The organism is Pseudogemmobacter sonorensis (assembly GCF_042762395.1).
Lineage (GTDB): Bacteria > Pseudomonadota > Alphaproteobacteria > Rhodobacterales > Rhodobacteraceae > Pseudogemmobacter > Pseudogemmobacter sonorensis.
The window spans coordinates 1-21292 of record NZ_JBEFZE010000026.1 but is presented as its reverse complement, the minus strand read 5'-3'; the positions used below and the strand labels follow the sequence as shown (position 1 = coordinate 21292).

Here is a 21292-nt window from a genome sequence, read left to right as displayed (position 1 = left end):
CCTAGGGCTTCGGCCCCGGCGAGGCAATCACCAGAAGGCGGAACGCCGGTCAGCCCGCGCCGCCGCTTGCGCCCATCCGCGCCAGCACCCGCTGCTCGACCGCCAGGGCAAGGCCGTAGGCGGCGACCGAGATCAGGACCGAGACCAGGGCGACCGTCCAGATCATGCCGAAATCCAGATGGCCGCGCGACTGGTTCAGAAGATTGCCAAGGCCGCGCCCGGTGGCCAGCCATTCGGCGATCATCACGCCCAGAAGCGCGCGCGGCGCGGTCAGCCGGATCGCGGCGAACAGCCAGGGGACCGAGGCCGGAATCGCCACCAGCCGCAATTCGCGCCAGGCCCCGGCGCCATAGGCGCGGGGAAGCTCCAGCGCCGCGCGCGGCACCTGCGCTAGCCCCTGGGCGATCATCACATAGGCGGGAAAGAAGGTGACCGAGACGGTGATCGCCAGCGTGACCGCCCAGCCCCGGCCAAGGATCAGCACCAGCAAGGGTGTCAGCGCGACCAGCGGCATGGTCTGCGTCACCAGCGCCACCGGCAGGAAGGCGCGGGTGAAGCCCGGCATCAGCCGCGAGGACACCGCCAGGGCGAAGGCGAAGCCCATCCCCGCCGCCATGCCGATCAGCGTGACGGGCAGGGTCTGGGCCAGCGCGGCCAGAAGCCTTGCCTGCGCCGCCGCAGCCCCGGGGCCGAGGAAAAGATAATCGAAGACCCCCCAGGGCGTCTTGCCGATCATCTCGGGCACCCGCAGCGCCCAGAGAAGCCCCCACCAGACCGCGAAGGGCAGGACCAGCGCGGCCAGTGCGCTCCAGCCGCCATGCGCCTCCGTCGCCCGGGGCGGCGCGGCGGGGTTGAGCGTGACCGCCCCCCCCCCGCGCGCCAGCAGCCGCGCCGAGACAAGGGCGAAAAGTGCGTAGGACAGCCCCGCGATCAGGTCCCGGATCCGCCCGGCTTCGGGCGCGGTGGGGCGGCCCAGAATCTCCAGCGGCAGCGCGATATTTTGCGCGACCGTTCGCCAGGGCAGCAGAGCCGCATCCTGAAAGGCCACCCGGTCACGCCTTGCCGCGTGGCCTGCGCGGGCGGCAGGCCCGCGATCAGCATCTGGCCCGCATCCGCAGGCTCCAGCCCCAGGGCGCAGCGCAGAAGGGTGGACTTGCCGCAGCCCGAAGGGCCGATCAGGGCGGTGAAACTGCCGGGGGGAAGGTCGAGAGAGACCTCCCGCAGGGCCTCGACCCGCCTTCCGCGTGACCGGAAGCTGCGCGACAGGCCCGTGGTCGCGATCCCTGCGGGGGGGGGCATCGGATCAGATCTCGTCCAGCAGGGTGGTGTCGAACATCTCGCGCGTGCCGCTGATGCCGATCTTGGCCAGCGCCTCAAGATTGGCGGCGATGCCCTCTTCTGTCATGGCGAAGATCCCGGCGGGGCTTTCGATCAGGGGCATTGCGCCGCGTTGATGAACAGTTCGTTCTCCACCGAACGGCCAGTCCCGGCGAAATGCGTGACCGGCCCGCGCGACGTGGCCTTGCTTATGACGCTTGAGCCCAGGCCGAAGTTCCAGGCCGCGCTGACCTCATATGCGCGCACGACGCGGATGAACGTGATCACCCTGACCGACCATCGCCATTACGCTTTGGCGCAAAGGTTCTCGCGGCTGGTGATCGGCTGCCATGTCGCGGCCTATGGCGGGGTGACGAGCCATGCCACGCTGACCAGCCTCGTGCGGCTGCTGGCCATCGCCTATATCGGGCGGGCAGGCGAGCCCGCGCGCCAGCGCATGGCGCTGATCGACGAGATCAACGAGGAAATCGACCTGTTCGACTGAGCCCGGGCTGCACGGAGGGGCCGGGCGCTGCCGCTTTTCTGCCTGGGGGGCGTTTTGGCGCCTCCGCGAGGGGATGGCCCGGGAGGTGAAGGTTGGGTCCCCGGGGCGATGGCGCGCAATCCACGGGCACGGGACCGGGATCGGGGCAGGGGCGGCGGCCGGGCGGGCGAAACCGGGTCGCGCCATCGGTGTGCAAGCGCCGGTTCTTGCCTTCGGCCGTGGCGCCCTCGCAAGTTCCGGAGGCCTGCCGGAGCGCCCGGCGTGCTGCCGGGCCGCGGGCCCTGCCGGGGTGGACCGGGGCAGTTTGGCCGTGCAGACCGTTGCGGCCCGATGCTGCGCGGCTTGCCAATCGGGTGTTTCGGCAAGCCGCGCGCGGGAGATCGTCCGCGCCGAGATGGGCGCTGCCCGCTCCGCCAAACGGGTGTTTCGGCAAGGCTTCGGATCCAGGGTGAAGCCCGAAATCCGGGTTTCCAAACGGCCTCGGCGAGCTTTACCCGCTCGCCGGGAGATCCCGCCTGGGCGAGACGGCGGCGCATGAGATGGCGGAGCTTTCCCCGCTCGCGGGGAGGATCCCCGCCGTTCCCGCGTCCAGCCGCCCTTGCTTCGGGCCGCCCTTGTTTCGGGTTGGCGGGGCGCCGTTGATGGCAGACCTCGGGTGGTTCGTTGCGGCAGACCATCTCGCGCACTCCACCGCGGCAGGGGGCGGGGCGCGGGGGGGGGGGGATAAAGCGACGAAGACCCGCGGTGTCGCGGGTCTTCGCATCCGGTTTCACTCTGTCCGGGCCAGGTCAGGCCGACAGGGCTTACTCGGCGGTCAGGAGCGGCGGCTTCTGGCCGGTGATGCGGGGCTTGGCGGGCTCCTGCACCTCAAGCTCGATGGCGTCGTCCTTGACCAGGACTTTCACCACGCCGCCTTTTTGCAGCTTGCCGAACAGAAGCTCCTCGGCCAGCGGCTTCTTGATGCTCTCCTGGATCACCCGGGCCAGCGGACGGGCGCCCATCCGGTCGTCATAGCCCTTCTCGCCGAGCCAGGCCGTCGCCTCGGGCGTCAGGTCGATATGGACGTTCCGGTCGATCAGTTGCGCTTCAAGCTGGAGGACGAATTTCTCGACCACCTGGAAGATCACCTCCTTGGGCAGCGGCGCGAAGGCGACGACCGCATCCAGCCGGTTGCGGAACTCGGGCGTGAAGGTGCGCTCGACCGCCGCCGTATCCTCGCCGGTGCGCTTCTCGCGCCCGAAGCCGATGGCGGCGCGCTGCATGTCGGCCGCGCCCGCGTTCGAGGTCATGATCAGGATCACGTTGCGGAAATCCACCGCGCGACCGTTGTGGTCGGTCAGCTTGCCGTGGTCCATCACCTGAAGCAGGATGTTGAACACGTCCGGATGCGCCTTTTCGATCTCGTCGAGCAGCAGCACGCAATGCGGATGCTGGTCGACGCCATCGGTCAGCATGCCGCCCTGGTCGAAGCCGACATAGCCCGGGGGCGCCCCGATCAGGCGTGAGACCGCGTGTTTCTCCATATATTCCGACATGTCGAAGCGCAGTAGTTCCACGCCGAGGGTATTGGCGAGCTGTTTCGCCACCTCGGTCTTGCCCACCCCGGTCGGGCCGGTGAAGAGATAGTTGCCGATGGGCTTCTCGGGCTCGCGCAGCCCGGCGCGCGCCAGTTTGATCGACGCGGAAAGCGCCTCGATCGCCTTGTCCTGCCCGAAGACCAGCCGCTTGAGGGTCTTTTCCAGGTCGCGCAGCACCTCGGCATCGTCCTTCGAGACGTTCTTCGGCGGGATGCGGGCGATCTTGGCCACGACGGCCTCGATCTCCTTGGTGCCGATCTGCTTGCGGCGCTTGGATTCTGGCACCAGATGCTGCGCCGCCCCGGCCTCGTCGATGACGTCGATGGCGCTGTCGGGCAGCTTGCGGTCGTTGATGTAGCGGCTGGCCAGTTCGACGGCGGTCTTGATCGCGTCATTGGTGTAGCGCAGGTCGTGGTGTTCCTCGAAATGCGGCTTCAGGCCCATCAGGATCTTGATCGCATCCGGCACGGCGGGCTCGTTCACGTCGATCTTCTGGAACCGGCGCGAGAGCGCCCGGTCCTTTTCGAAATGCTGGCGGAACTCCTTGTAGGTGGTGGAGCCCATGGTGCGCAGCTTGCCGCCTTGCAGCGCGGGCTTGAGCAGGTTCGAGGCATCCATCGCGCCGCCCGAGGTGGCGCCGGCGCCGATCACGGTATGGATCTCGTCGATGAAGAGGATGGCGTCGGGGTGATCCTCCATCTCCTTGACCACGGCCTTCAGCCGTTCCTCGAAATCGCCGCGATAGCGGGTGCCCGCCAGCAGCGCGCCCATGTCGAGCGAATAGATCGTGGCGCCGGAAAGCACCTCGGGCACCTCGCCCTTGACGATCTTCCACGCCAGGCCCTCGGCGATGGCGGTCTTGCCCACGCCGGGATCGCCCACCAGAAGCGGGTTGTTCTTGCGCCGACGGCACAGGACCTGGATCGCGCGCTCCACCTCGGCCTCGCGCCCGATCAGGGGATCGACCTCGCCCTTGCGGGCCTTGGTGTTGAGATCGACGCAATATTTCGACAGCGCCGATTCCTTGGCCTCTCCGGCCTCGGCCTTGGGGGTCTCCTGCGGCTCTTCCGAGCCCTGGACCGGGCGCGCCTCGCCGAAGGCGGGGTTCTTGGCCACGCCATGGGCGATGAAATTCACCGCGTCATAGCGGGTCATGTCCTGCTCTTGCAGGAAATATGCGGCATTCGATTCGCGTTCGGCGAAGATCGCGACCAGCACATTCGCGCCGGTGACCTCGGTCCGGCCCGAGGACTGGACATGGATCGCCGCGCGCTGGATCACGCGCTGGAAGGCGGCGGTCGGCACCGCCTCGGACCCTTCGACCGAGGTCACCAGCGTCGAGAGGTCGTCGTCGATGAAATCGTTCAGGGTCTTGCGCAATTCGTCCAGATCGACCGAGCAGGCCTTCATCACCCGCGCGGCATCCGGTTCGTCGATCAGGGCCAGCAGAAGATGCTCCAGCGTGGCGAGTTCGTGGCGGCGGGCATTGGCCAGGGCCAGGGCGCCGTGGATGGCTTGTTCAAGCGTGGACGAGAATGACGGCACTTGGCCTGCTCCTGTTCCTCGGGGCCGGATCCGGGCGCGGACGCCCGGTCTCGACCGTGGCCTCATAAGGTTAAAGATCGGTTTTATTCACCGCACTTCAAGGGCAATCTTCCGGGCCGCCGTTTTTGTGAACGGGCGTTGCCCGAAATCGGGCAGCATGGCCTAGAACTTGTCCTTGCGGGCCCGGATCTCGGTGAAAACGGCCAGATCCGATGCGTCCTCCATGCCAAGGGCTGCCTTCATTTCGGGCAGTCCGGCGCGCAGGAAGGGATTGGTGGCCAGTTCCTCGGCAAGGGTCCAAGGCATGGCGGGCAGACCTTCGCGATGCAGCCGCGCCACTTTTCCGGCACGGGATGTAATGGCTGCATTCCCGGGTTCAAGATGCGCGGCGAAGGCAAGGTTGCCGTTCAGGTAGTCGTGGCCCGAACAGACCAGCGTTTCCGGCGGCAGCGCGGCAAGTTTCGAGAGGCTTTGCCACATCTGCTCGGGGCTGCCTTCGAAAAGGCGTCCACAGCCCGCCGCCATCAGGCTGTCGCCTGTGAAGACAAATCCCGAATCCGGGAAATGGATGGCGATATGTCCCACGGTATGGCCGGGGACGTCGATTACTAAGCCCGCCTCTGTCATGAAGGAACCCGCGCTGCCCGGGTGCAGTTGCCTGGTCAGCGGTGGCAGGCGGTGGGCATCCGCTTTCGCTCCCCAGACGTCGGCCCCCGTCGCACGGCACAGCTCGGGGACTGCCTGGACGTGGTCGTCGTGATGATGGGTCAATACGATCAGATCGAGTGGCCAGCCCCGTCTTTCCAGTGCCTCGAGCACCGGCGCGGCTTCCGGCGCATCTATGAGAAGGGTTCGGTTGTTCCTCTTTTCATGCAGCAGGAAGGCGAAATTGTCGGTCAGGCAGGGCACGGTGACCAGTTCAAGAGCCATAGCTTTTCCTTTTCATGCCGTTAAGATGGCCCCTCTTCCGGGCAGGTTTCCCGGCCAGTTCAGCAGAGCAAGCCAGCAACCGCAATGCATCTCGACGTCCAGGATCTGCGTGATTTCTATTACCGCACCGCGCTTGGCCGGGTGGCGCAGCGCGCCATCCGCGACCAGATCCTGCGGCTGTCGCCGCCCGCGCCGGGCCAAAGCGTGGCGGGCTTCGGCTTTGCATCGCCGCTGCTCAGGCCCTGGCTGGCCGAGGCGCGCCGCGTGATCGCGCTGATGCCGGGGCCGCAGGGGGTGATGCCCTGGCCGCAGGGGATGGAGAATGTCTCGGTCCTGTGCGAGGACACCGCCTGGCCGCTTCCGACCGGGATCCTTGACCGACTGATGCTGCTGCACGGGCTTGAGACCTCGGACAATCCTGCCGCCGTGCTGGAGGAGGCGCATCGCACCCTTGGCCCCGGCGGGCGGGCGGTCTTCGTGGTGCCCAATCGCGCGGGCCTCTGGGCGCGGCGCGATGCCACGCCCTTCGGGCACGGGCGGCCCTATTCCTCGGGTCAGCTCGAGGCGCAATTGCGCCGCCACGGCTTCACGCCCGAGCGCAGCCTGACCGTGCTGCACGCCCCGCCGAGCCACGCGCCCTTCTGGCTGCGCACCGCCGATTTCTGGGAAAGGTTGGGGCGGCGGCTGCCTTGGCTTTCGGGCGGGGTGCTGATGGTCGAGGCCTCGAAACAGGTCTATGCGCCGACGCGCGGCGGGCTGCGCGCGGCGGTGCGGCGGCCCCTGAGGGTGCTGGAGGGCGTGGGCGTTCCCGCGCCGGGGCCCGCCCTGCCGCGCGAGGGCCGGGTCTGAGGGCGCCGGGTCTGAGGGCCGGGGCTGAGGGCCAGGACGGGGCGCGGGCCGTCGGCAAGCGGCGAATCCCCCGGCCTGGGGCGCCGCGGTATCCCCTCATCCCGTCGAACCTGTCGCGCGCCGCCGCATGCTGCATTCGCAGCGCCGTCCGCGCGCCCTGTTCTTCTCACCCGAAACCCCATGATCGGAGCCCGCCGCACGGGGATTTTCCCGCGATTCCGGGTCAATCGTGCCGCAGTTGCACCATGGCGGCGCTAACAGCCCGAAAAGGCGGGGCGCAGGCTCACGAATTGGTCAGCTATGCGGTTGTCGCAGCGCTGCGCCTCTGCTAAGGACGCCCCGATATCGAATAGAAGGGGCGCCTCGTGCCCGCTGGTCCTCGCCGCGCGAGAGGGCCGACGGCCAGGAGAGGTAAGACCCGAATGAAGGGGAAGGAAGGCCGTGGCCGAACCAGCTTCGATCTCTCAGGGCATCGCCGCACGCTATGCGACCGCACTTTTCGACCTGGCGAAAGAGGCGGGTGCCTTGCCCGCGCTCGAAGCAGATATCGCCACGCTGGAGGCCGCGCTCGACGTCTCGCCCGAACTGCGCGAGGTGCTGGCCTCTCCGGTCGTCGCCCGCGCCGAACAGGGCGCGGTGGTCGCGGCGATCGCCGACAAGGCGGGCCTTGCCGGGCTGACCGCGAACACGCTGAGGCTGATGGCCGAAAGGCGCCGCCTTTTCGCGCTGCCGCAGGTTCTGGCCAAGCTTTCGGCGCTTGTCGCCGAGGAAAAGGGCGAGGTGACCGCCGAGGTGACCGCCGCCACCGCGCTTTCCGCCGAACAATCGCAGAAGCTGGCCGAGACGCTGGCCGCGCGCGTCGGAAAGACCGTGAAACTGAACACCACCGTCGATGAAAGCCTCATCGGCGGTCTTGTCGTCAAGCTGGGCTCGACCATGATCGACACTTCGGTCCGCGCGAAGCTCGCTTCCTTGCAGAATGCCATGAAAGAGGTTGGGTGATGGGAATTCAGGCCGCTGAGATTTCTGCGATCCTTAAGGAGCAGATCAAGAATTTCGGCACGGACGCCGAAGTGGCCGAGGTCGGCCGCGTCCTGTCGGTCGGCGACGGCATCGCCCGTGTGCACGGGCTGGACAATATCCAGGCCGGCGAGATGGTCGAATTCCCCGGCGGCATCCGGGGCATGGCGCTGAACCTGGAAGTCGACAACGTGGGCATCGTGATCTTCGGCTCGGACCAGGACATCAAGGAAGGCGACATCGTCAAGCGCACCAAGTCCATCGTGGACGTGCCCGCCGGTGACGGGCTTCTGGGCCGCGTCGTGGACGGCCTTGGCAATCCGATCGACGGCAAGGGCCCGGTCGTCTTCGCCGAGCGCCGCATCGCCGACGTGAAGGCCCCCGGCATCATCCCGCGCAAATCGGTGCATGAGCCGATGGCGACCGGCCTCAAGGCCATCGACGCCATGATCCCGGTCGGCCGCGGCCAGCGCGAGCTGATCATCGGCGACCGCCAGACGGGCAAGACCGCCGTGGCGCTGGACACGATCCTGAACCAGAAGTCCTACAACGACGCCGCGGGCGACGACGAATCGAAGAAGCTTTACTGCATCTACGTCGCCATCGGGCAAAAGCGCTCGACCGTGGCGCAGCTTGTGAAGAAGCTCGAGGAATCCGGCGCGCTGGCCTATACGATCGTCGTGGCCGCGACCGCCTCCGACCCGGCGCCGCTGCAATATCTCGCCCCCTATTCGGCGACCGCCATCGCGGAATATTTCCGCGACAACGGCCGTCACGCGCTGATCATCTACGATGATCTGTCGAAACAGGCCGTGGCCTATCGCCAGATGTCCTTGCTGCTGCGCCGCCCGCCGGGCCGCGAAGCCTATCCGGGCGACGTGTTCTATCTGCACTCGCGCCTGCTGGAGCGTTCGGCCAAGCTGAACGAGGATTTCGGCGCGGGCTCGCTGACGGCGCTGCCGATCATCGAGACCCAGGCGGGCGACGTCTCGGCCTATATCCCGACCAACGTGATCTCGATCACCGACGGCCAGATCTTCCTTGAGACCGAGCTGTTCTACCAGGGCATCCGCCCGGCCGTGAACACCGGCCTTTCGGTGTCGCGCGTCGGCTCCTCGGCCCAGACCAATTCGATGAAGACGGTCGCGGGCCCGGTGAAGCTGAGCCTGGCGCAATACCGCGAGATGGCGGCCTTCGCGCAGTTCGGCTCGGACCTCGACGCCTCGACCCAGCAGCTTCTGAACCGCGGCGCGCGGCTGACCGAGCTGATGAAGCAGCCGCAATATTCGCCGCTGACCAATGCCGAGATCGTCGCCGTGATCTATGCGGGCACTGCGGGCTTCCTCGACAAGGTGGCGGTGAAGGATGTCGGCCGGTTCGAAGCCGGGCTCCTGGCCTTCCTGCGCGGCCCGAAGAAGGACGTGCTGGACTGGCTGACCACCGCCGATCCGAAGATCAAGGGCGCCGATGAGGCGAAGCTGAAAGAAGCCATCGCCGAATTCGCCAAAGACTTCGCGTAACCGGCCCTGAAGGAGAAGGCAGATGCCCAGCCTTAAGGACCTCAAGAACCGGATCGGAAGCGTCAAGAACACGCGGAAGATCACCAAGGCGATGCAGATGGTCGCCGCCGCCAAACTGCGCCGCGCGCAAGAGGCGGCGGAGGCCGCGCGCCCCTATGCCGAGCAGCTCAACACCGTGGTCGCCTCGCTGGCGGCCGGGGTGGGGGCCTCGTCTGACGCGCCGAAGCTGCTGGCCGGGAACGGCCGCGACCAGATCCACCTTCTGGTGGTGATGACCTCGGAGCGCGGGCTTTGCGGCGGGTTCAACTCGTCGATCGTCAAGCTTGCGCGCCAGAAGGCCGCCGAACTGGTGGCCCAGGGCAAGGTGGTGAAGATCCTCACCGTCGGCAAGAAGGGGCGCGAGCAGCTCAAGCGGGACTGGGCGCAGGCCTTCACCGGCCATGTCGACCTGAGCGAGGTGAAGCGCCTTGGCTATGCCAATGCGCTGGACATCGCGCGCAAGGTCTCGGCCGCCTTCGAGGGCGGCGAGGCGGATGTGGTGACGATCTTCTACAACCGCTTCCAGTCGGTCATCAGCCAGATCCCGACCGCGCGGCAGATCATTCCGGCGCAGTTCGAGGCGGCGGAAGGGGCTTCGGCCCAATATGACTACGAGCCGTCGGAAGAGGCGATCCTCGCCGATCTTCTGCCCCGGTCCGTGGCCACCCAGATCTTCACCGCGCTTCTGGAGAATGGCGCCTCCGAGCAGGGCGCGCGGATGTCCGCCATGGACAACGCGACCCGCAACGCCGGCGACATGATCAACCGTCTGACCATCCAGTACAACCGGAGCCGTCAGGCCGCGATCACCAAGGAACTGATCGAGATCATCTCCGGGGCCGAGGCGCTCTGACATGGCATCGGGGGTGGCAAGCATCGCCGACAGGCTCGGGGTCCGGTATCTTTCCGGGCCCCTGGGCCATGACGTGCTTTTCACCATCGTCACCCTGGTCGCCGACCAGGACCGCTACGACCGCATGCTGGAAAGCGCCGCCGCCAAGGGGTTCGACACGTCGAACAGCGAGTTTATTGCCTTGGACAATCGCGGCGCCAACCGGTTCGACGGGTTCGACGCGATGCGCCGGACCCTGCCCGAGGCCAAGGGGCGCTGGATCGTCTTCACCCATGACGATGTGGAATTCGACGCCGATGGTGTCGATGCCCTGCGCGCGCGCCTGGAGGAGCTGACCGCGCTGGATCCGGGCTGGACCCTGGCCGGGAATGCCGGCGGCATCCGCTACCGGCGCGGCAATCCGCTGCTGGCGCTGCATATCGCCGACCCGCATGACAAGGGCGAGCGGCAGGCCGCGCCGGTGCTGGTGGAATCGCTTGACGAGAACTTCTTCGTCATGCGCCGCGACCGGCCGGTGCTGAACTCCTACGATCTGTCGGGTTTCCATTTCTACGCGGGCGACCTGTGCCGGATCTCCGAGGTCATGGGGGGGCGGGCCTATGTCATCCCCTTTCTGCTGCGCCATCACAGCGGCGGCAAGATCGACGCCAGTTTCGCCCCCGCGCGGGAACGGTTCCGCCGCAAATACCGCCGCTACTTCATCGGCCGCGATTTGCAGACCACGGTCACCGAATTCCGCTTCGGGCTTTCGGGCCTGCGTGAGGGCTGGGGCGAGACCGCCGCCAGCCGCCACAGCTATCAGCAACAGAATCTGGCCGTTCCGGGACTTGCCGGGACGGAATGACAACAAAGCGGGGGGCGCTGCCGGGCGACCCGACTGCAAGGAAAAGCCAAGGAGTTGATTACATGGCAGTCTCAAAGGGGAAAGTCACCCAGGTCATCGGCGCCGTCGTTGACGTGCAGTTCGAAGGCGCTCTTCCCGCGATCCTGAACGCGCTGGAAACCGTGAACAACGGCAAGAAGCTGGTTCTGGAAGTGGCCCAGCATCTGGGCGAGAACACCCTGCGCACCATCGCCATGGACGCGACCGAAGGTCTGGTGCGGGGCGCCCCCGTGACCGACACCGGCGCGCCGATCTCGGTGCCGGTGGGCGATGCCACCCTGGGCCGCATCCTGAACGTGATCGGCGAGCCGGTCGACGAAAAGGGCCCGGTCGGTGCGGCCGAAACCCGCGCCATCCACCAGCCCGCCCCGGAATTCGTGTCGCAATCGACCGAAAGCGCGATCCTGGTCACCGGGATCAAGGTCATCGACCTGCTGGCGCCCTATTCCAAGGGCGGCAAGATCGGCCTCTTCGGCGGCGCGGGCGTGGGCAAGACGGTTCTGATCATGGAACTGATCAACAACATCGCCAAGGTGCACTCGGGCTATTCCGTCTTCGCCGGCGTGGGCGAGCGGACCCGTGAAGGCAACGACCTTTACCACGAGATGATCGAATCCGGCGTCATCAAGCCCGAGGCGCTGGCGGAATCGAAAGTGGCGCTGGTCTATGGCCAGATGAACGAGCCTCCGGGCGCCCGCGCCCGCATCGCGCTGACCGGCCTGACCCTGGCCGAGCAGTTCCGCGACCAGTCCGGCACCGACGTTCTGTTCTTCGTCGACAACATCTTCCGCTTCACCCAGGCCGGTTCGGAAGTCTCGGCGCTTCTGGGCCGTATCCCCTCCGCCGTGGGCTACCAGCCGACACTGGCGACCGACATGGGCGCGATGCAGGAGCGCATCACCTCGACCAAGAACGGCTCGATCACCTCGATCCAGGCCGTCTATGTGCCTGCCGACGACTTGACCGACCCGGCGCCCGCCACCACCTTCGCCCACCTCGACGCCACCACGGTGCTGTCGCGGGCGATCTCGGAGCTGGGGATCTATCCGGCGGTGGACCCGCTCGATTCCAACTCGCGCCTGATGGATCCGGCGATCCTGGGCGAAGAGCATTACCAGGTGGCGCGCGACGTCCAGGGCATCCTGCAACGCTACAAGTCGCTTCAGGACATCATCGCCATCCTTGGCATGGACGAGCTTTCCGAAGAGGACAAGCTGACCGTGGCCCGGGCCCGCAAGATCCAGCGCTTCCTGTCGCAGCCCTTCGACGTGGCGAAGGTCTTCACCGGCTCGGACGGCGTTCAGGTGCCGCTGGAAAAGACCATCGCCTCGTTCAAGGCGGTTGTGGCCGGCGAATACGACCACCTGCCGGAAGCCGCCTTCTATATGGTCGGCGATATTGAAGAAGTGAAAGCCAAGGCCGCAAAACTCGCCGCGGCTGCGGCCTGAGGGGGCTCAGATGGCTGGAGAAGTGCAATTCGACCTCGTCAGCCCCGAACGGCGGCTCGCCTCGGTCCCCGCGACCGAAGTGCAGCTTCCGGCGGCGGCGGGCGATATGACGGCGATGGCGGGCCACCTGCCCACCATCACCACCCTGCGCGCGGGCCTTGTCCGCGCGGTGACCGGGCAGGGCGTCAAGGCCTATGTCGTCACCGGCGGCTTGGCCGAGATCACCGCCTCGGGCGTGACGGTTCTGGCCGAGCGCGCGGTCCCGGCGGAAGAGGCCGATGGCGCGCTTTTCGATGAGCTGCTGGCCGAGGCCAGGGCGCTGGCCGGTTCCGCCCCCGCGGCGGAAAAGGCCGGTGCCGAGAAGAACGTCTCGGATGTTGCCGCCCTGCGCGAGGCGGTTCTGGCACGCCACTGACCCGTCGCTTTGCGATGCAGGGGCCCCGCTTCGGCGGGGCCTTTCACTTTTCTGCAACATTTTCGCCCGGTTTCTGTATTAGCGGGGCAGCCGGAGGACGGGCGCCGGAACAGGTGCCCGAAGACGGAGAAGTTCCAGCGATGCGGCGTTTCAGATCGACGATCGGTGTGGTTCAGGGGTCCAGGGTTCTGTTTTCGGATTTCGCCGATGGCGGCCAGATGTGGACCGGAAACGGCCCGCGCGAATGCCGCTTCGCGGTGCATTTCACTGACCCTTTCGCCGAGGCGCCAGTGGTCATGGTCGCCATGGCGATGTGGGACATGGACAGTGCCACCAATTCGCGCGCCGATCTTTCGGCCGATCATGTCACGCGCAAGGGCTTTCACATCGTCTTCAAGACCTGGGGCGATACCCGCGTCGCCCGGGTGCGTGCCGACTGGACCGCCATCGGCCCGGTCCGGGACGAGGATGACTGGGACGTGGAATAGCCGCCCGCTCTCGGCCAATTGATGCCGGAGGCTGAGCCGCGCCCCGGCGGGTTCTTGCCCGGGGAACGGCTTTGGCCGTAGAATCGTTTCCAAATCAGAAACATGGGCAGCCGGAAACATGGGCAGGAGGCGTCGATGCGGTGGATTTTCCGAATCCTGGGGGCGCTTGCGGTTTTCGCGCTGATCGCCTTCGGGCTGGTCGCGATGATTCCGGCCGAGCGGATCGCGCGGCTTGCGGCGGACCGCCTCCAGGCCATGACCGGGCGCGAGCTGGTGATCGAGGGCGGCGTGACGCCCCGGTTCTGGCCGGTTCTGGGGGTGGCGACCGGGCCGGTCAGCGTCTCGAACGCGGAATGGGGCGATGCGGCGCCGCTTTTCGCCGCCGAGGGGCTGGTGATCGAGATCAACACCTCGGCGCTTCTGGGGGGCGATCTGCGCGTCCTGGGCCTGAGGGCCGAGCGGCCCCGCATCCTGCTGGAGCGCGGGCGCGACGGGCGCGACAACTGGGTCTTCGAGGGCTCGGACGCGCCGGGCGCCGCGACGGGAACGGGAACCGGCCAGAGCCTGACGCTGGAGGACGGCCTGATCTCGAACGGCACGCTTCGCTTCGTCGACCATGGCACCGGCACGGATATCACGCTCGACAAGCTGGACCTGGCGGTGAAGGTGCCGGATTATTCCGGGCCGTTCAGCCTGACCGGATCGGCGCTGCTCTCGGGCCAGCCGGTCTCGCTGGCGCTGGAGGGCGGGGCGTTCTCGACCTTTGTCGAGGGGCGCGCGGTGCCGCTGACGCTGGACGCCCGCGCGGGGGGCGCCACCGCCCGGTTCGAGGGGCGCGGCGGCTGGCAGCCCATGGCGGCGGAGGGCGCGCTGACGGCGGACCTGTCCGATCTGGGCGCGCTGGCGGCGCTGGCCGGGGCGGCGCGGCCGGACCTGCCGCAGGGCTTCGGCGCGGAGCGGCTGGCGGTCTCGGGTCGGCTGACGCTGGACGGCGCGGGCGGCAGCTATCTGCGCGGCGCGCGGATCGAGGCCGACGGCAATCTGGTGACAGGCGATCTCGACCTGCGTCCGGGCGAGGCGCGGCCCAGGCTTGCGGCCAATCTGCGGGCGGAACGACTGTCCCTGGCCGGTGGTTCCGCCGGTGGCGGGGGCGCGGCGGCCTCCAGCGCGGGCTGGTCCACGGCCCCGATCGACGTCTCGGCCCTTGGCACGCTGGATGCCGAAATCTCGCTGGTGACCGGGGGGATCGACCTGGGCATCCTGAAGTCGGGCGAGACCCGGCTGATGCTGACCATCGACCGCGCGCGGGCGGTGTTCGACATCCGCCAGATGGCGGCCTATGGCGGGCAGGTGACGGGCGAATTCGTGGTGAACGGGCGCGGCGGGCTGTCGGTGGGCGGCAAGCTGTCGCTCGCCAATATCGGCATGCAGGCGCTGCTGCAGGATCTGGCCGGGTGGAACCGGCTGATCGCGCAGGGCAATCTGACGTTTTCCTTTCTTGGCGTCGGCAATTCGATGGATGCGATCATGCGCAGCCTGTCGGGCGAGGGCACGCTCTCGCTGGGGCGGGGCGAGCTTCTGGGCCTCGATATCGCGGGGATGTTGACGCGGCTGGATACCTCTTACGTCGGCGAGGGCCAGCGGACCATCTTCGACGGCGTCGCGGGCAGTTTCACCATCGAGGGCGGCAACCTGACCAACAGCGACCTGCGGCTGCTGGCGCCCTATCTGACCGCCTCGGGCCAAGGCCGGATCGGGATCGGCACGCGCGACCTGGATTACCGCATCCGGCCGACCGCCTTCCCGGGCGAGGATGGCACCGGCGGCGTCATGGTGCCGTTGCGGATCACCGGGGCCTGGTCGGATCCGACCTATCGGCTGGATATGGAAAGCGTCGCGCGCGAGCGGATGGAGGCCGAGGCCCGCGCGGCGGAGGAGCGGCTGCGGGCCGAGGCCGCCGCCGCCGAGGCGCGGGCCAAGGCCGAGCTGGAGGCGCGGCTGCAAGAGGAGCTTGGCATCGAACGGGCCGAGGGCGAAAGCCTTGAGGAAGCCGCGAAACGCCGTGCCCAGGAGGCGCTGACCCAAGAGGCGGGCCGCCTGCTTGAGGGGCTTCTGGGCGGGAACTAGCGGGCTCCGATCAGGGCCGGGGCGCAATGTTCAGCCCTCGCTTCGGGCGATCGGCGGGACCGAATGCGGGCCCGCGCAAGGCGGCGGGCGCTTCGCCGCTGGTGGGGCGGCGGCCCTTCGACTTTCGAAAACCGCTGGGAAAGGCCTCGCGGCAGGGGCGGCGCGGAGCAGGAAACCTGTCCCGGATCCGACGCAACCCCTCGGATCTCAGGCCGAAAGCCGGGAGGGTTCGGCCCCCTCTCTCAATCCGCTCGCGGCAGCCTGTCAGGCCCGTCGGCCAACAGGAAAAAAGGCGGCCCGAAGGCCGCCAGGGTAGAAATCGGGGACATATTCAGAGATCAGCCACTGTTCCGGCCGGATCGCTCCGGCCGGGATACTCGTGTCGCCACGCCTTATGGCATGATGGAGATGGTCGGATGCGGCGTGCCCGCGGTCTCGGGCGGCAGCACCGGCAGGGTGACGGTCGGAACCGTGCCGGTCAGGCTGTGCAGGAAGGCCACGATCAGGTCGGTTTCCTCCGGCTCCAGCGATTCGCCGAGCTGGCTTTCCGCCATGATCTCGACCGCGACCTTCAGATCCCAGACCTTCCCCGAGTGGAAATAGGGCGCGGTCACCGCGATATTGCGCAGGGGCGCGGCCCGGAACACATATTCGTCGTCGACCGTATCGGTCACGGCGAACCGGCCCTTGTCGTCGGGCGGCAGGATCTCGGCGCCGGGCTTTTCGATCAGGCCGAAGGGATAATAGCCGTGGCCGCCGACGTTCACGCCCGAATGGCAGGCGATGCAGCCCTTGTCCATGAACAACTGCAGCCCGGCCTTGGCTTCGGCGGTGAGGGCGGCGTCGTCGCCGTTCAGCCAGGCGTCGAAGGGCGCGGGCGTCAGCAGCGTGGCCTCGAAGACCTCGATCGCCTTGGCCATGTTGTCGAAATTGACCGGATCGGTTTCACCGGGGAACGAGGCGCTGAACCAGTCCACATAGGCGGGCATCGACTTGAGCGTGGTCACCACATTCTCGGGGGTGTTGGCCATCTCGACCCCGGCCTGGATCGGGCCCTTGGCCTGGGCGGCAAGGTCATCGGCGCGACCGTCCCAGAACTGCGCCTCGTTCAGGACCGCGTTCAGAACGGTGGGCGAGTTGCGCGGCCCTTTCTGCCAGCCATGGCCGACCGAGGTTTCCATATTGTCGTCGCCGCCGGTGGTCAGGTTGTGGCAGCTATAGCAACTGAACACGCCCGAGGCCGACAGGCGCGGGTCAAAGAACAGCGCCTTGCCGAGGTCGACCTTCTCGGGGGTGGCGGGGTTGTCCGGCATGGCCGGAATGGTCGAGGGCAGCGCCTTGAAGATGTCGAGGGCGGTGTCCCGAAGCTCGTCCGCCACCGCAGCCCCGGCAAGCGTGGTTGTGGCAGCGAGCGTCAGGGTAAGTAATCTGCGCATGGCTTGTCTCCGTTCTGCTGGCGTTCGCGCGGGAGGATCGAAGCATTTCGGAGCGTTTCTCTCCATGATTTAGATCAATTCTAATTCTAATGTCCTGGATGCCAGTTTTGCGCTGTGCCCGCATGGGGCGGCTTGTCATCGTCGGCGTGAGCCACGCGCCGTGGTAAATCCATCCGCCCGGCTGGCGGCGGACCAGATAGCTGAAAGCCATATGATTTTTATTTTGTTTTATATCAATATATTACGGATTATCGCCGCGATCCGGGGCGAGTGTGGCTCGCAAACCGGCCGGACCTGCCCCATATGAAAGCGGCATCTCTTGTTTTCGGACCTGTCCCTTTCGGCTCAGCTTTCGATTTTCAGCTTTGCCGGGCCGCTGCGCAATGTGGGCGGCACATGTTTGGAAGGAACGGCACAATGGCCAATGGCACCGTGAAATGGTTCAACGCCACCAAGGGTTTCGGCTTCATCGCCCCGGAAGGCGGATCGAAGGACGTGTTCGTCCACGTCTCGGCGCTTGAGCGCGCGGGTATCCGTGGGCTCGACGATGGTCAGAGCGTGACATTCGACGTCGAGCGCGATCGCAACGGCCGCGAATCGGCGACCAACCTCGCGCTGGCCTGACCCGCGCATTGCGCAGGCTGGCAGGGGGCATTCGAAAGCCCGCTGCCGGACCGCGACAAAGAAGAAGGGCCGGTTTTCGAACCGGCCCTTTTTTCAGGACTGTTTCCCGAAGGGGGCGCCAGTTTCTTTCGGCGCCCTTCGGGCAAATGGCTTCGGGCCTGCGGGGATCAGCGGCGGCGGTCGCGCCGCGCGCTCATCGGTTGGAAGGCCACGCCGACATGGGCCTCGCAATAGGGCTTGCCGGGCAGCGAGGGCAGGCCGCAGAACCAGAAATCCTCGGTCGCGGGATCGCCGATCGGCCATTTGCAGGTGCGCTCGGTCAGTTCCATCAGCGTGAGCTTGCGCGCGCGCTTTTCCACCTCGCGCACCGAGGCCAGCGCCTCGGGGCTGATCTCGTTCAGCGAGGGCTGCGGCGGCAGCGGCTGGCCCGCGGGGACGATGGCCTTGCGCAGGGGCAGGGGGGTGACGTTCGACGGGGCCGAGGGCGGCGCGGCGGTGGGCCGCTCGGCCGCGCGGGGCTGCGCCTGGGGCGCCGCTGCCGCTGCCGGTGCGGGCTCGGGTCGGGTCGGCGGCGGGCTTGCGGGGGCGGCTTCGGCGCGTGGCGGAGTGGCGGGCTGCGAGGGCGCCGCCGCCGACGCGGGCGGAGCGGCCTCTTCCTCTTCCTTGCCGCCGACGCGGTTCGAAAGACCCAGCCGGTGGACCTTGCCGATCACGGCATTCCGGGTCACGCCGCCCAGTTCCTTTGCGATCTGGCTGGCCGACTGGCCCTCCGACCACATGCGCTTGAGCAGTTCGACCCGCTCGTCCGTCCAGGACATATCCCGCTCCGCCTGTTTGCGATGAACCTGCGCATACTAACGGTTTGGCCGGGGGGGCTGCAAGGGCGCTCTCGCAATGGCGGTCGGTTGGGGAAGAGGTGGGTGCTGCCGCAGGCGGGAAGGCGCGCGTGGGCGTTGCGTATAGGTGGTGATGCCTACCCCATTCGCAGGGCGACAGGGCGACAGGGCGACAGGGCGACAGGGCGACAGGGCGACAGAAAAACGGCGGGCGCGGGCGATGGATCCCGTCTCCGCCGGGCGCGCGCCCTTCACCCCGGGCGAACCCGCCACCGGCCGCATGGCATGAGATCCTTTACACGCGCCCCGCTTTGCGCTAGCTGCTTCCGCCATGACCGAGGGTTCGATCCATATTTTCGCCTCACGACGCCGATAAGGCGATCCGGTTCGGCTGCCCGGCCGTCAAACGGGCATTCCCGCAGTTGACACCCAGACCACCCCGGCCTTTCCTGCCGGGGATCCCCAATGAAGGGTAACTCCATGACCTCGCCCGAGACCGCATCCCCGATTCCGCCCGTGCTGCCGACCTACAACCGCGCCCCCCTTGCCTTCGTCCGCGGCGAGGGCTGCTGGCTTGAGGCCGAGGACGGGCGCCGTTTCCTCGATCTCGGCTCGGGCATCGCGGTCAATGCGCTTGGCCATTGCGCGCCCGAACTGGTCGAGGTGCTGACCGAACAGGCCCGGCGGCTCTGGCATGTCTCGAATGTCTACCGCATCCCCGAACAGGAAAGGCTGGCGGCGCTTCTGGTCGAAAGGACCTTCGCCGATACCGTCTTCTTCACCAATTCCGGCACCGAGACGGCCGAGCTTGCGATCAAGATGGCGCGCAAGTTCCATTACGAGAATGGCCAGCCCGAACGCACCGCGATCCTGTCCTTCGAGGGCGCCTTCCATGGTCGCTCGACCGGGGCGATCGCGGCGGCGGGGTCCGAGAAGATGGTCAAGGGCTTCGGGCCCTTGATGCCGGGCTTCACCACCCTGCCCTGGAACGATGCCGGGGCGGTGCGCGCCGCGATCACCCCGGACACCTGCGCCGTGATCGTCGAGCCGATCCAGGGCGAGGGCGGCATCCGCCCGGTCCCCGATGCCCTTTTGCAAGAGATCCGCGCCCTTTGCGACAAGACCGGCACGCTTCTGATCCTGGACGAGGTGCAATGCGGCATGGGGCGCACCGGCCGCCTTTTCGCCCATGAATGGAAGGGGGTGACCCCCGATATCATGATGGTCGCCAAGGGTATCGGCGGCGGCTTTCCCCTGGGCGCGGTTCTGGCGACGGCGCGCGCCGCAAGCGGCATGACGGCGGGCAGCCATGGTTCGACCTATGGCGGCAATCCCTTGGGTTGCGCCATCGGCGCGCGGCTGGTGGAGATCGTCTCGGACCCGGCCTTCCTGGCCGAGGTCTCGCGCAAGGCGGCGCTGCTGCGCCAGGGGCTGGAGGCGCTTGTCGCCTCGCACCCCGCCGTTTTCGAGGAGGTCCGTGGCGAGGGGCTGATGCTGGGCCTGAAATGCCGGCTCCCCAACACCGACCTTGCCCGCGAGGGCTATGCGGCGGGCGTCCTGACCGTTGCGGCGGCCGACAATGTGCTGCGGCTGCTGCCCGCGCTGAACATCCCCGACGCCGATATCGCCGAGGCGCTGGCGCGTCTCGACCGGATGGCGGTGGCGGTCGCCGTTCCGGCCTGATCCTTCCTTCCCCCCTGGCCCCGGCGGCTGCGGGACGACCTGAAAAAGCGAAATCATATGAAACATTTCCTCGACATCCACACCACCGATCCCGCCGATCTGCGCGGCATGATCGACCAGGCCCGCAAGATGAAGGAGGCCCGCGCGGGCCGTCCGCGTGGCACGCCCGACGACGACCGCCCGCTTGCGGGCCGGATGGTGGCGCTGATCTTCGAGAAGCCCTCGACCCGGACCCGCGTCTCCTTCGACGTCGGCGTCCGCCAGATGGGCGGCGAGACCATGGTTCTGTCGGGCAAGGAAATGCAACTGGGCCACGGCGAGACCATCGCCGATACCGCGCGGGTGCTGTCGCGCTATGTCGATCTGATCATGATCCGCACCTTCGAGGAGATCACGCTGCTGGAGATGGCCGAACATGCCACCGTCCCGGTGATCAACGGGCTGACCAACCGCACCCATCCCTGCCAGATCATGGCCGATATCCTGACCTATGAGGAGCATCGCGGGCCGATCCGGGGCAAGAAGGTGGTCTGGGCCGGGGATGGCAACAATGTCTGCGCCTCGTTCCTGCATGCGGCGGGGCAGTTGGGCTTCGATCTGACCTTCACCGGGCCCGAGACGCTCGACCCCGAGCCGGGATTCGTGGATTTCGCCCGCGCGCGCGGCGCGAAGGTCACGATCCAGCGCGATCCGTTCACCGCCGTCGAGGGCGCCGATCTGGTGGTGACCGACACCTGGGTCTCGATGCACGACCCGGAATCCGCCAAGGAGCGCCGTCACAACCAGTTGCGCCCCTATCAGGTCAACGAGCAGTTGATGAGCCGGGCCAAGCCCGACGCGCTGTTCATGCATTGCCTGCCCGCGCATCGCAACGACGAGGTGACCTCGGCGGTGATGGACGGTCCGCATTCGGTGATCTTCGACGAGGCCGAGAACCGTCTTCACGCGCAAAAGGCGGTGATGCGCTGGTGTCTGGGCGTCTGACCCGCCCGGGCGTCTGAGGCCCGTCCCCTGCGCCCGGCAGGCGGCGGATCGCCCCGCGATCTTGAAGACCGCCCCGCCGGGTTTCCGTAAGCGGTGTGCCGATCACACGTTTGCGGCTTATTTCCAGGGGAGCAGTTCTTGGATCTGGCTTTGTTTGTGGCCGTTGAGATGGGGCTGAGCGTGGTTGTCAGCCAGGCGTGCGGATCGATAGCG

Annotated in this window: 20 protein-coding genes; 13 read left to right on the top strand and 7 right to left on the bottom strand. The window is 67.4% G+C overall.

Going from position 1 to position 21292, the window contains the following annotated elements:
- Positions 1–49: 49 nt before the first annotated feature.
- The 3 genes from ABNX41_RS16030 to ABNX41_RS16020 are packed head-to-tail and all read right to left on the bottom strand — an operon-like array spanning position 50 to position 1441.
- Complete coding sequence (locus ABNX41_RS16030) at positions 50–1048, bottom strand: ABC transporter permease (protein WP_438670729.1); 999 nt, start codon at positions 1046–1048, stop codon at positions 50–52.
- Positions 931–1299: an ATP-binding cassette domain-containing protein gene (locus ABNX41_RS16025; RefSeq protein ID WP_438670728.1), complete on the bottom strand. Its 369-nt coding sequence runs from the start codon at positions 1297–1299 to the stop codon at positions 931–933. Before ABNX41_RS16025 ends, ABNX41_RS16030 begins: the two co-directional genes overlap by 118 nt.
- A gap of 4 nt (positions 1300–1303) precedes the next feature.
- Positions 1304–1441: a hypothetical protein gene (locus tag ABNX41_RS16020; protein ID WP_438670727.1), complete on the bottom strand. Its 138-nt coding sequence runs from the start codon at positions 1439–1441 to the stop codon at positions 1304–1306.
- 12 nt (positions 1442–1453) lie between these two features.
- Between ABNX41_RS16020 and ABNX41_RS16015 the strand changes: the two genes are divergently transcribed.
- Complete coding sequence (locus tag ABNX41_RS16015; RefSeq protein WP_438670726.1) at positions 1454–1822, top strand: MurR/RpiR family transcriptional regulator; 369 nt, start codon at positions 1454–1456, stop codon at positions 1820–1822.
- Between the two features lie 803 nt (positions 1823–2625).
- Here the strand turns inward: ABNX41_RS16015 and clpA are convergent.
- Both clpA and gloB read right to left on the bottom strand, forming a co-directional pair.
- Complete coding sequence (gene clpA / locus ABNX41_RS16010) at positions 2626–4944, bottom strand: ATP-dependent Clp protease ATP-binding subunit ClpA (RefSeq protein WP_438670725.1); 2319 nt, start codon at positions 4942–4944, stop codon at positions 2626–2628.
- A gap of 162 nt (positions 4945–5106) precedes the next feature.
- Positions 5107–5874, bottom strand: coding sequence for a hydroxyacylglutathione hydrolase (gene gloB / locus ABNX41_RS16005; protein WP_438670724.1), 768 nt, complete (start codon positions 5872–5874; stop codon positions 5107–5109).
- An 84-nt stretch (positions 5875–5958) separates the two neighbouring features.
- Between gloB and ABNX41_RS16000 the strand changes: the two genes are divergently transcribed.
- From ABNX41_RS16000 to ABNX41_RS15960, 9 genes are all read left to right on the top strand, one after another.
- Complete coding sequence (locus ABNX41_RS16000; protein ID WP_438670723.1) at positions 5959–6723, top strand: methyltransferase domain-containing protein; 765 nt, start codon at positions 5959–5961, stop codon at positions 6721–6723.
- 441 nt (positions 6724–7164) lie between these two features.
- Positions 7165–7725 carry a F0F1 ATP synthase subunit delta gene (locus ABNX41_RS15995; RefSeq protein WP_438670722.1) on the top strand — a complete coding sequence of 187 codons (561 nt, stop codon included), beginning with the start codon at positions 7165–7167 and terminating at the stop codon, positions 7723–7725.
- The gene (gene atpA / locus ABNX41_RS15990; RefSeq protein WP_438670721.1) at positions 7725–9263 is read left to right on the top strand and encodes a F0F1 ATP synthase subunit alpha; all 1539 of its coding nucleotides are present in this window, start codon (positions 7725–7727) and stop codon (positions 9261–9263) included. The genes ABNX41_RS15995 and atpA overlap by 1 nt, the downstream gene beginning before the upstream one ends.
- Before the next feature lie 22 nt (positions 9264–9285).
- The gene (locus ABNX41_RS15985) at positions 9286–10155 is read left to right on the top strand and encodes a F0F1 ATP synthase subunit gamma (RefSeq protein ID WP_438670720.1); all 870 of its coding nucleotides are present in this window, start codon (positions 9286–9288) and stop codon (positions 10153–10155) included.
- 13 nt (positions 10156–10168) lie between these two features.
- A complete protein-coding gene (locus ABNX41_RS15980; protein WP_438670719.1) occupies positions 10169–10999 on the top strand; it encodes a hypothetical protein in 831 nt (276 codons plus the stop codon).
- 62 nt (positions 11000–11061) lie between these two features.
- Positions 11062–12486 carry a F0F1 ATP synthase subunit beta gene (atpD, locus tag ABNX41_RS15975; protein WP_438670718.1) on the top strand — a complete coding sequence of 475 codons (1425 nt, stop codon included), beginning with the start codon at positions 11062–11064 and terminating at the stop codon, positions 12484–12486.
- 10 nt (positions 12487–12496) lie between these two features.
- Positions 12497–12901, top strand: a complete 405-nt coding sequence (locus ABNX41_RS15970) for a F0F1 ATP synthase subunit epsilon (RefSeq protein ID WP_438670717.1) — start codon at positions 12497–12499, stop codon at positions 12899–12901.
- Between the two features lie 140 nt (positions 12902–13041).
- Positions 13042–13389 (top strand): H-type lectin domain-containing protein, encoded by a 348-nt coding sequence (locus ABNX41_RS15965; RefSeq protein WP_438670716.1) that lies wholly within the window; start codon positions 13042–13044, stop codon positions 13387–13389.
- A 135-nt stretch (positions 13390–13524) separates the two neighbouring features.
- Positions 13525–15516 (top strand): AsmA family protein, encoded by a 1992-nt coding sequence (locus ABNX41_RS15960; RefSeq protein WP_438670715.1) that lies wholly within the window; start codon positions 13525–13527, stop codon positions 15514–15516.
- 392 nt (positions 15517–15908) lie between these two features.
- Here ABNX41_RS15960 and ABNX41_RS15955 read toward each other — a convergent pair whose 3' ends face one another.
- Positions 15909–16952, bottom strand: a complete 1044-nt coding sequence (locus ABNX41_RS15955; RefSeq protein WP_438670714.1) for a cytochrome-c peroxidase — start codon at positions 16950–16952, stop codon at positions 15909–15911.
- 417 nt (positions 16953–17369) lie between these two features.
- Here ABNX41_RS15955 and ABNX41_RS15950 point away from each other — a divergent pair, with 417 nt between their 5' ends.
- Positions 17370–17576, top strand: a complete 207-nt coding sequence (locus tag ABNX41_RS15950; RefSeq protein ID WP_438670713.1) for a cold-shock protein — start codon at positions 17370–17372, stop codon at positions 17574–17576.
- Positions 17577–17743: 167 nt separating this feature from the next.
- On the opposite strand, the gene ABNX41_RS15945 is transcribed toward ABNX41_RS15950, so the two are convergent.
- On the bottom strand, positions 17744–18394 hold the full coding sequence (locus ABNX41_RS15945; RefSeq protein WP_438670712.1) for a GcrA family cell cycle regulator: 651 nt from the start codon (positions 18392–18394) through the stop codon (positions 17744–17746).
- 483 nt (positions 18395–18877) lie between these two features.
- On the opposite strand from ABNX41_RS15945, the gene ABNX41_RS15940 reads away from it, so the two are divergent.
- Positions 18878–20095: an aspartate aminotransferase family protein gene (locus ABNX41_RS15940; RefSeq protein ID WP_438670711.1), complete on the top strand. Its 1218-nt coding sequence runs from the start codon at positions 18878–18880 to the stop codon at positions 20093–20095.
- A 57-nt stretch (positions 20096–20152) separates the two neighbouring features.
- On the top strand, positions 20153–21079 hold the full coding sequence (argF, locus tag ABNX41_RS15935; RefSeq protein WP_438670710.1) for an ornithine carbamoyltransferase: 927 nt from the start codon (positions 20153–20155) through the stop codon (positions 21077–21079).
- Positions 21080–21292 lie beyond the last annotated feature (213 nt).

Coding starts and splice junctions, on each gene's coding strand:
- ABNX41_RS15950 (WP_438670713.1), top strand. CDS start 17,370: ATGGCCAATGGCACCGTGAAATGGTTCAACGCCACCAAGGGTTTCGGC.
- ABNX41_RS15970 (WP_438670717.1), top strand. CDS start 12,497: ATGGCTGGAGAAGTGCAATTCGACCTCGTCAGCCCCGAACGGCGGCTC.
- ABNX41_RS16020 (WP_438670727.1), bottom strand. CDS start 1,441: ATGCCCCTGATCGAAAGCCCCGCCGGGATCTTCGCCATGACAGAAGAG.
- ABNX41_RS15965 (WP_438670716.1), top strand. CDS start 13,042: ATGCGGCGTTTCAGATCGACGATCGGTGTGGTTCAGGGGTCCAGGGTT.
- ABNX41_RS15960 (WP_438670715.1), top strand. CDS start 13,525: ATGCGGTGGATTTTCCGAATCCTGGGGGCGCTTGCGGTTTTCGCGCTG.
- atpD (WP_438670718.1), top strand. CDS start 11,062: ATGGCAGTCTCAAAGGGGAAAGTCACCCAGGTCATCGGCGCCGTCGTT.
- ABNX41_RS15940 (WP_438670711.1), top strand. CDS start 18,878: ATGAAGGGTAACTCCATGACCTCGCCCGAGACCGCATCCCCGATTCCG.
- atpA (WP_438670721.1), top strand. CDS start 7,725: ATGGGAATTCAGGCCGCTGAGATTTCTGCGATCCTTAAGGAGCAGATC.
- gloB (WP_438670724.1), bottom strand. CDS start 5,874: ATGGCTCTTGAACTGGTCACCGTGCCCTGCCTGACCGACAATTTCGCC.
- ABNX41_RS16025 (WP_438670728.1), bottom strand. CDS start 1,299: ATGCCCCCCCCCGCAGGGATCGCGACCACGGGCCTGTCGCGCAGCTTC.
- ABNX41_RS15955 (WP_438670714.1), bottom strand. CDS start 16,952: ATGCGCAGATTACTTACCCTGACGCTCGCTGCCACAACCACGCTTGCC.
- ABNX41_RS16015 (WP_438670726.1), top strand. CDS start 1,454: ATGAACAGTTCGTTCTCCACCGAACGGCCAGTCCCGGCGAAATGCGTG.
- ABNX41_RS15985 (WP_438670720.1), top strand. CDS start 9,286: ATGCCCAGCCTTAAGGACCTCAAGAACCGGATCGGAAGCGTCAAGAAC.
- argF (WP_438670710.1), top strand. CDS start 20,153: ATGAAACATTTCCTCGACATCCACACCACCGATCCCGCCGATCTGCGC.
- ABNX41_RS15945 (WP_438670712.1), bottom strand. CDS start 18,394: ATGTCCTGGACGGACGAGCGGGTCGAACTGCTCAAGCGCATGTGGTCG.
- ABNX41_RS16000 (WP_438670723.1), top strand. CDS start 5,959: ATGCATCTCGACGTCCAGGATCTGCGTGATTTCTATTACCGCACCGCG.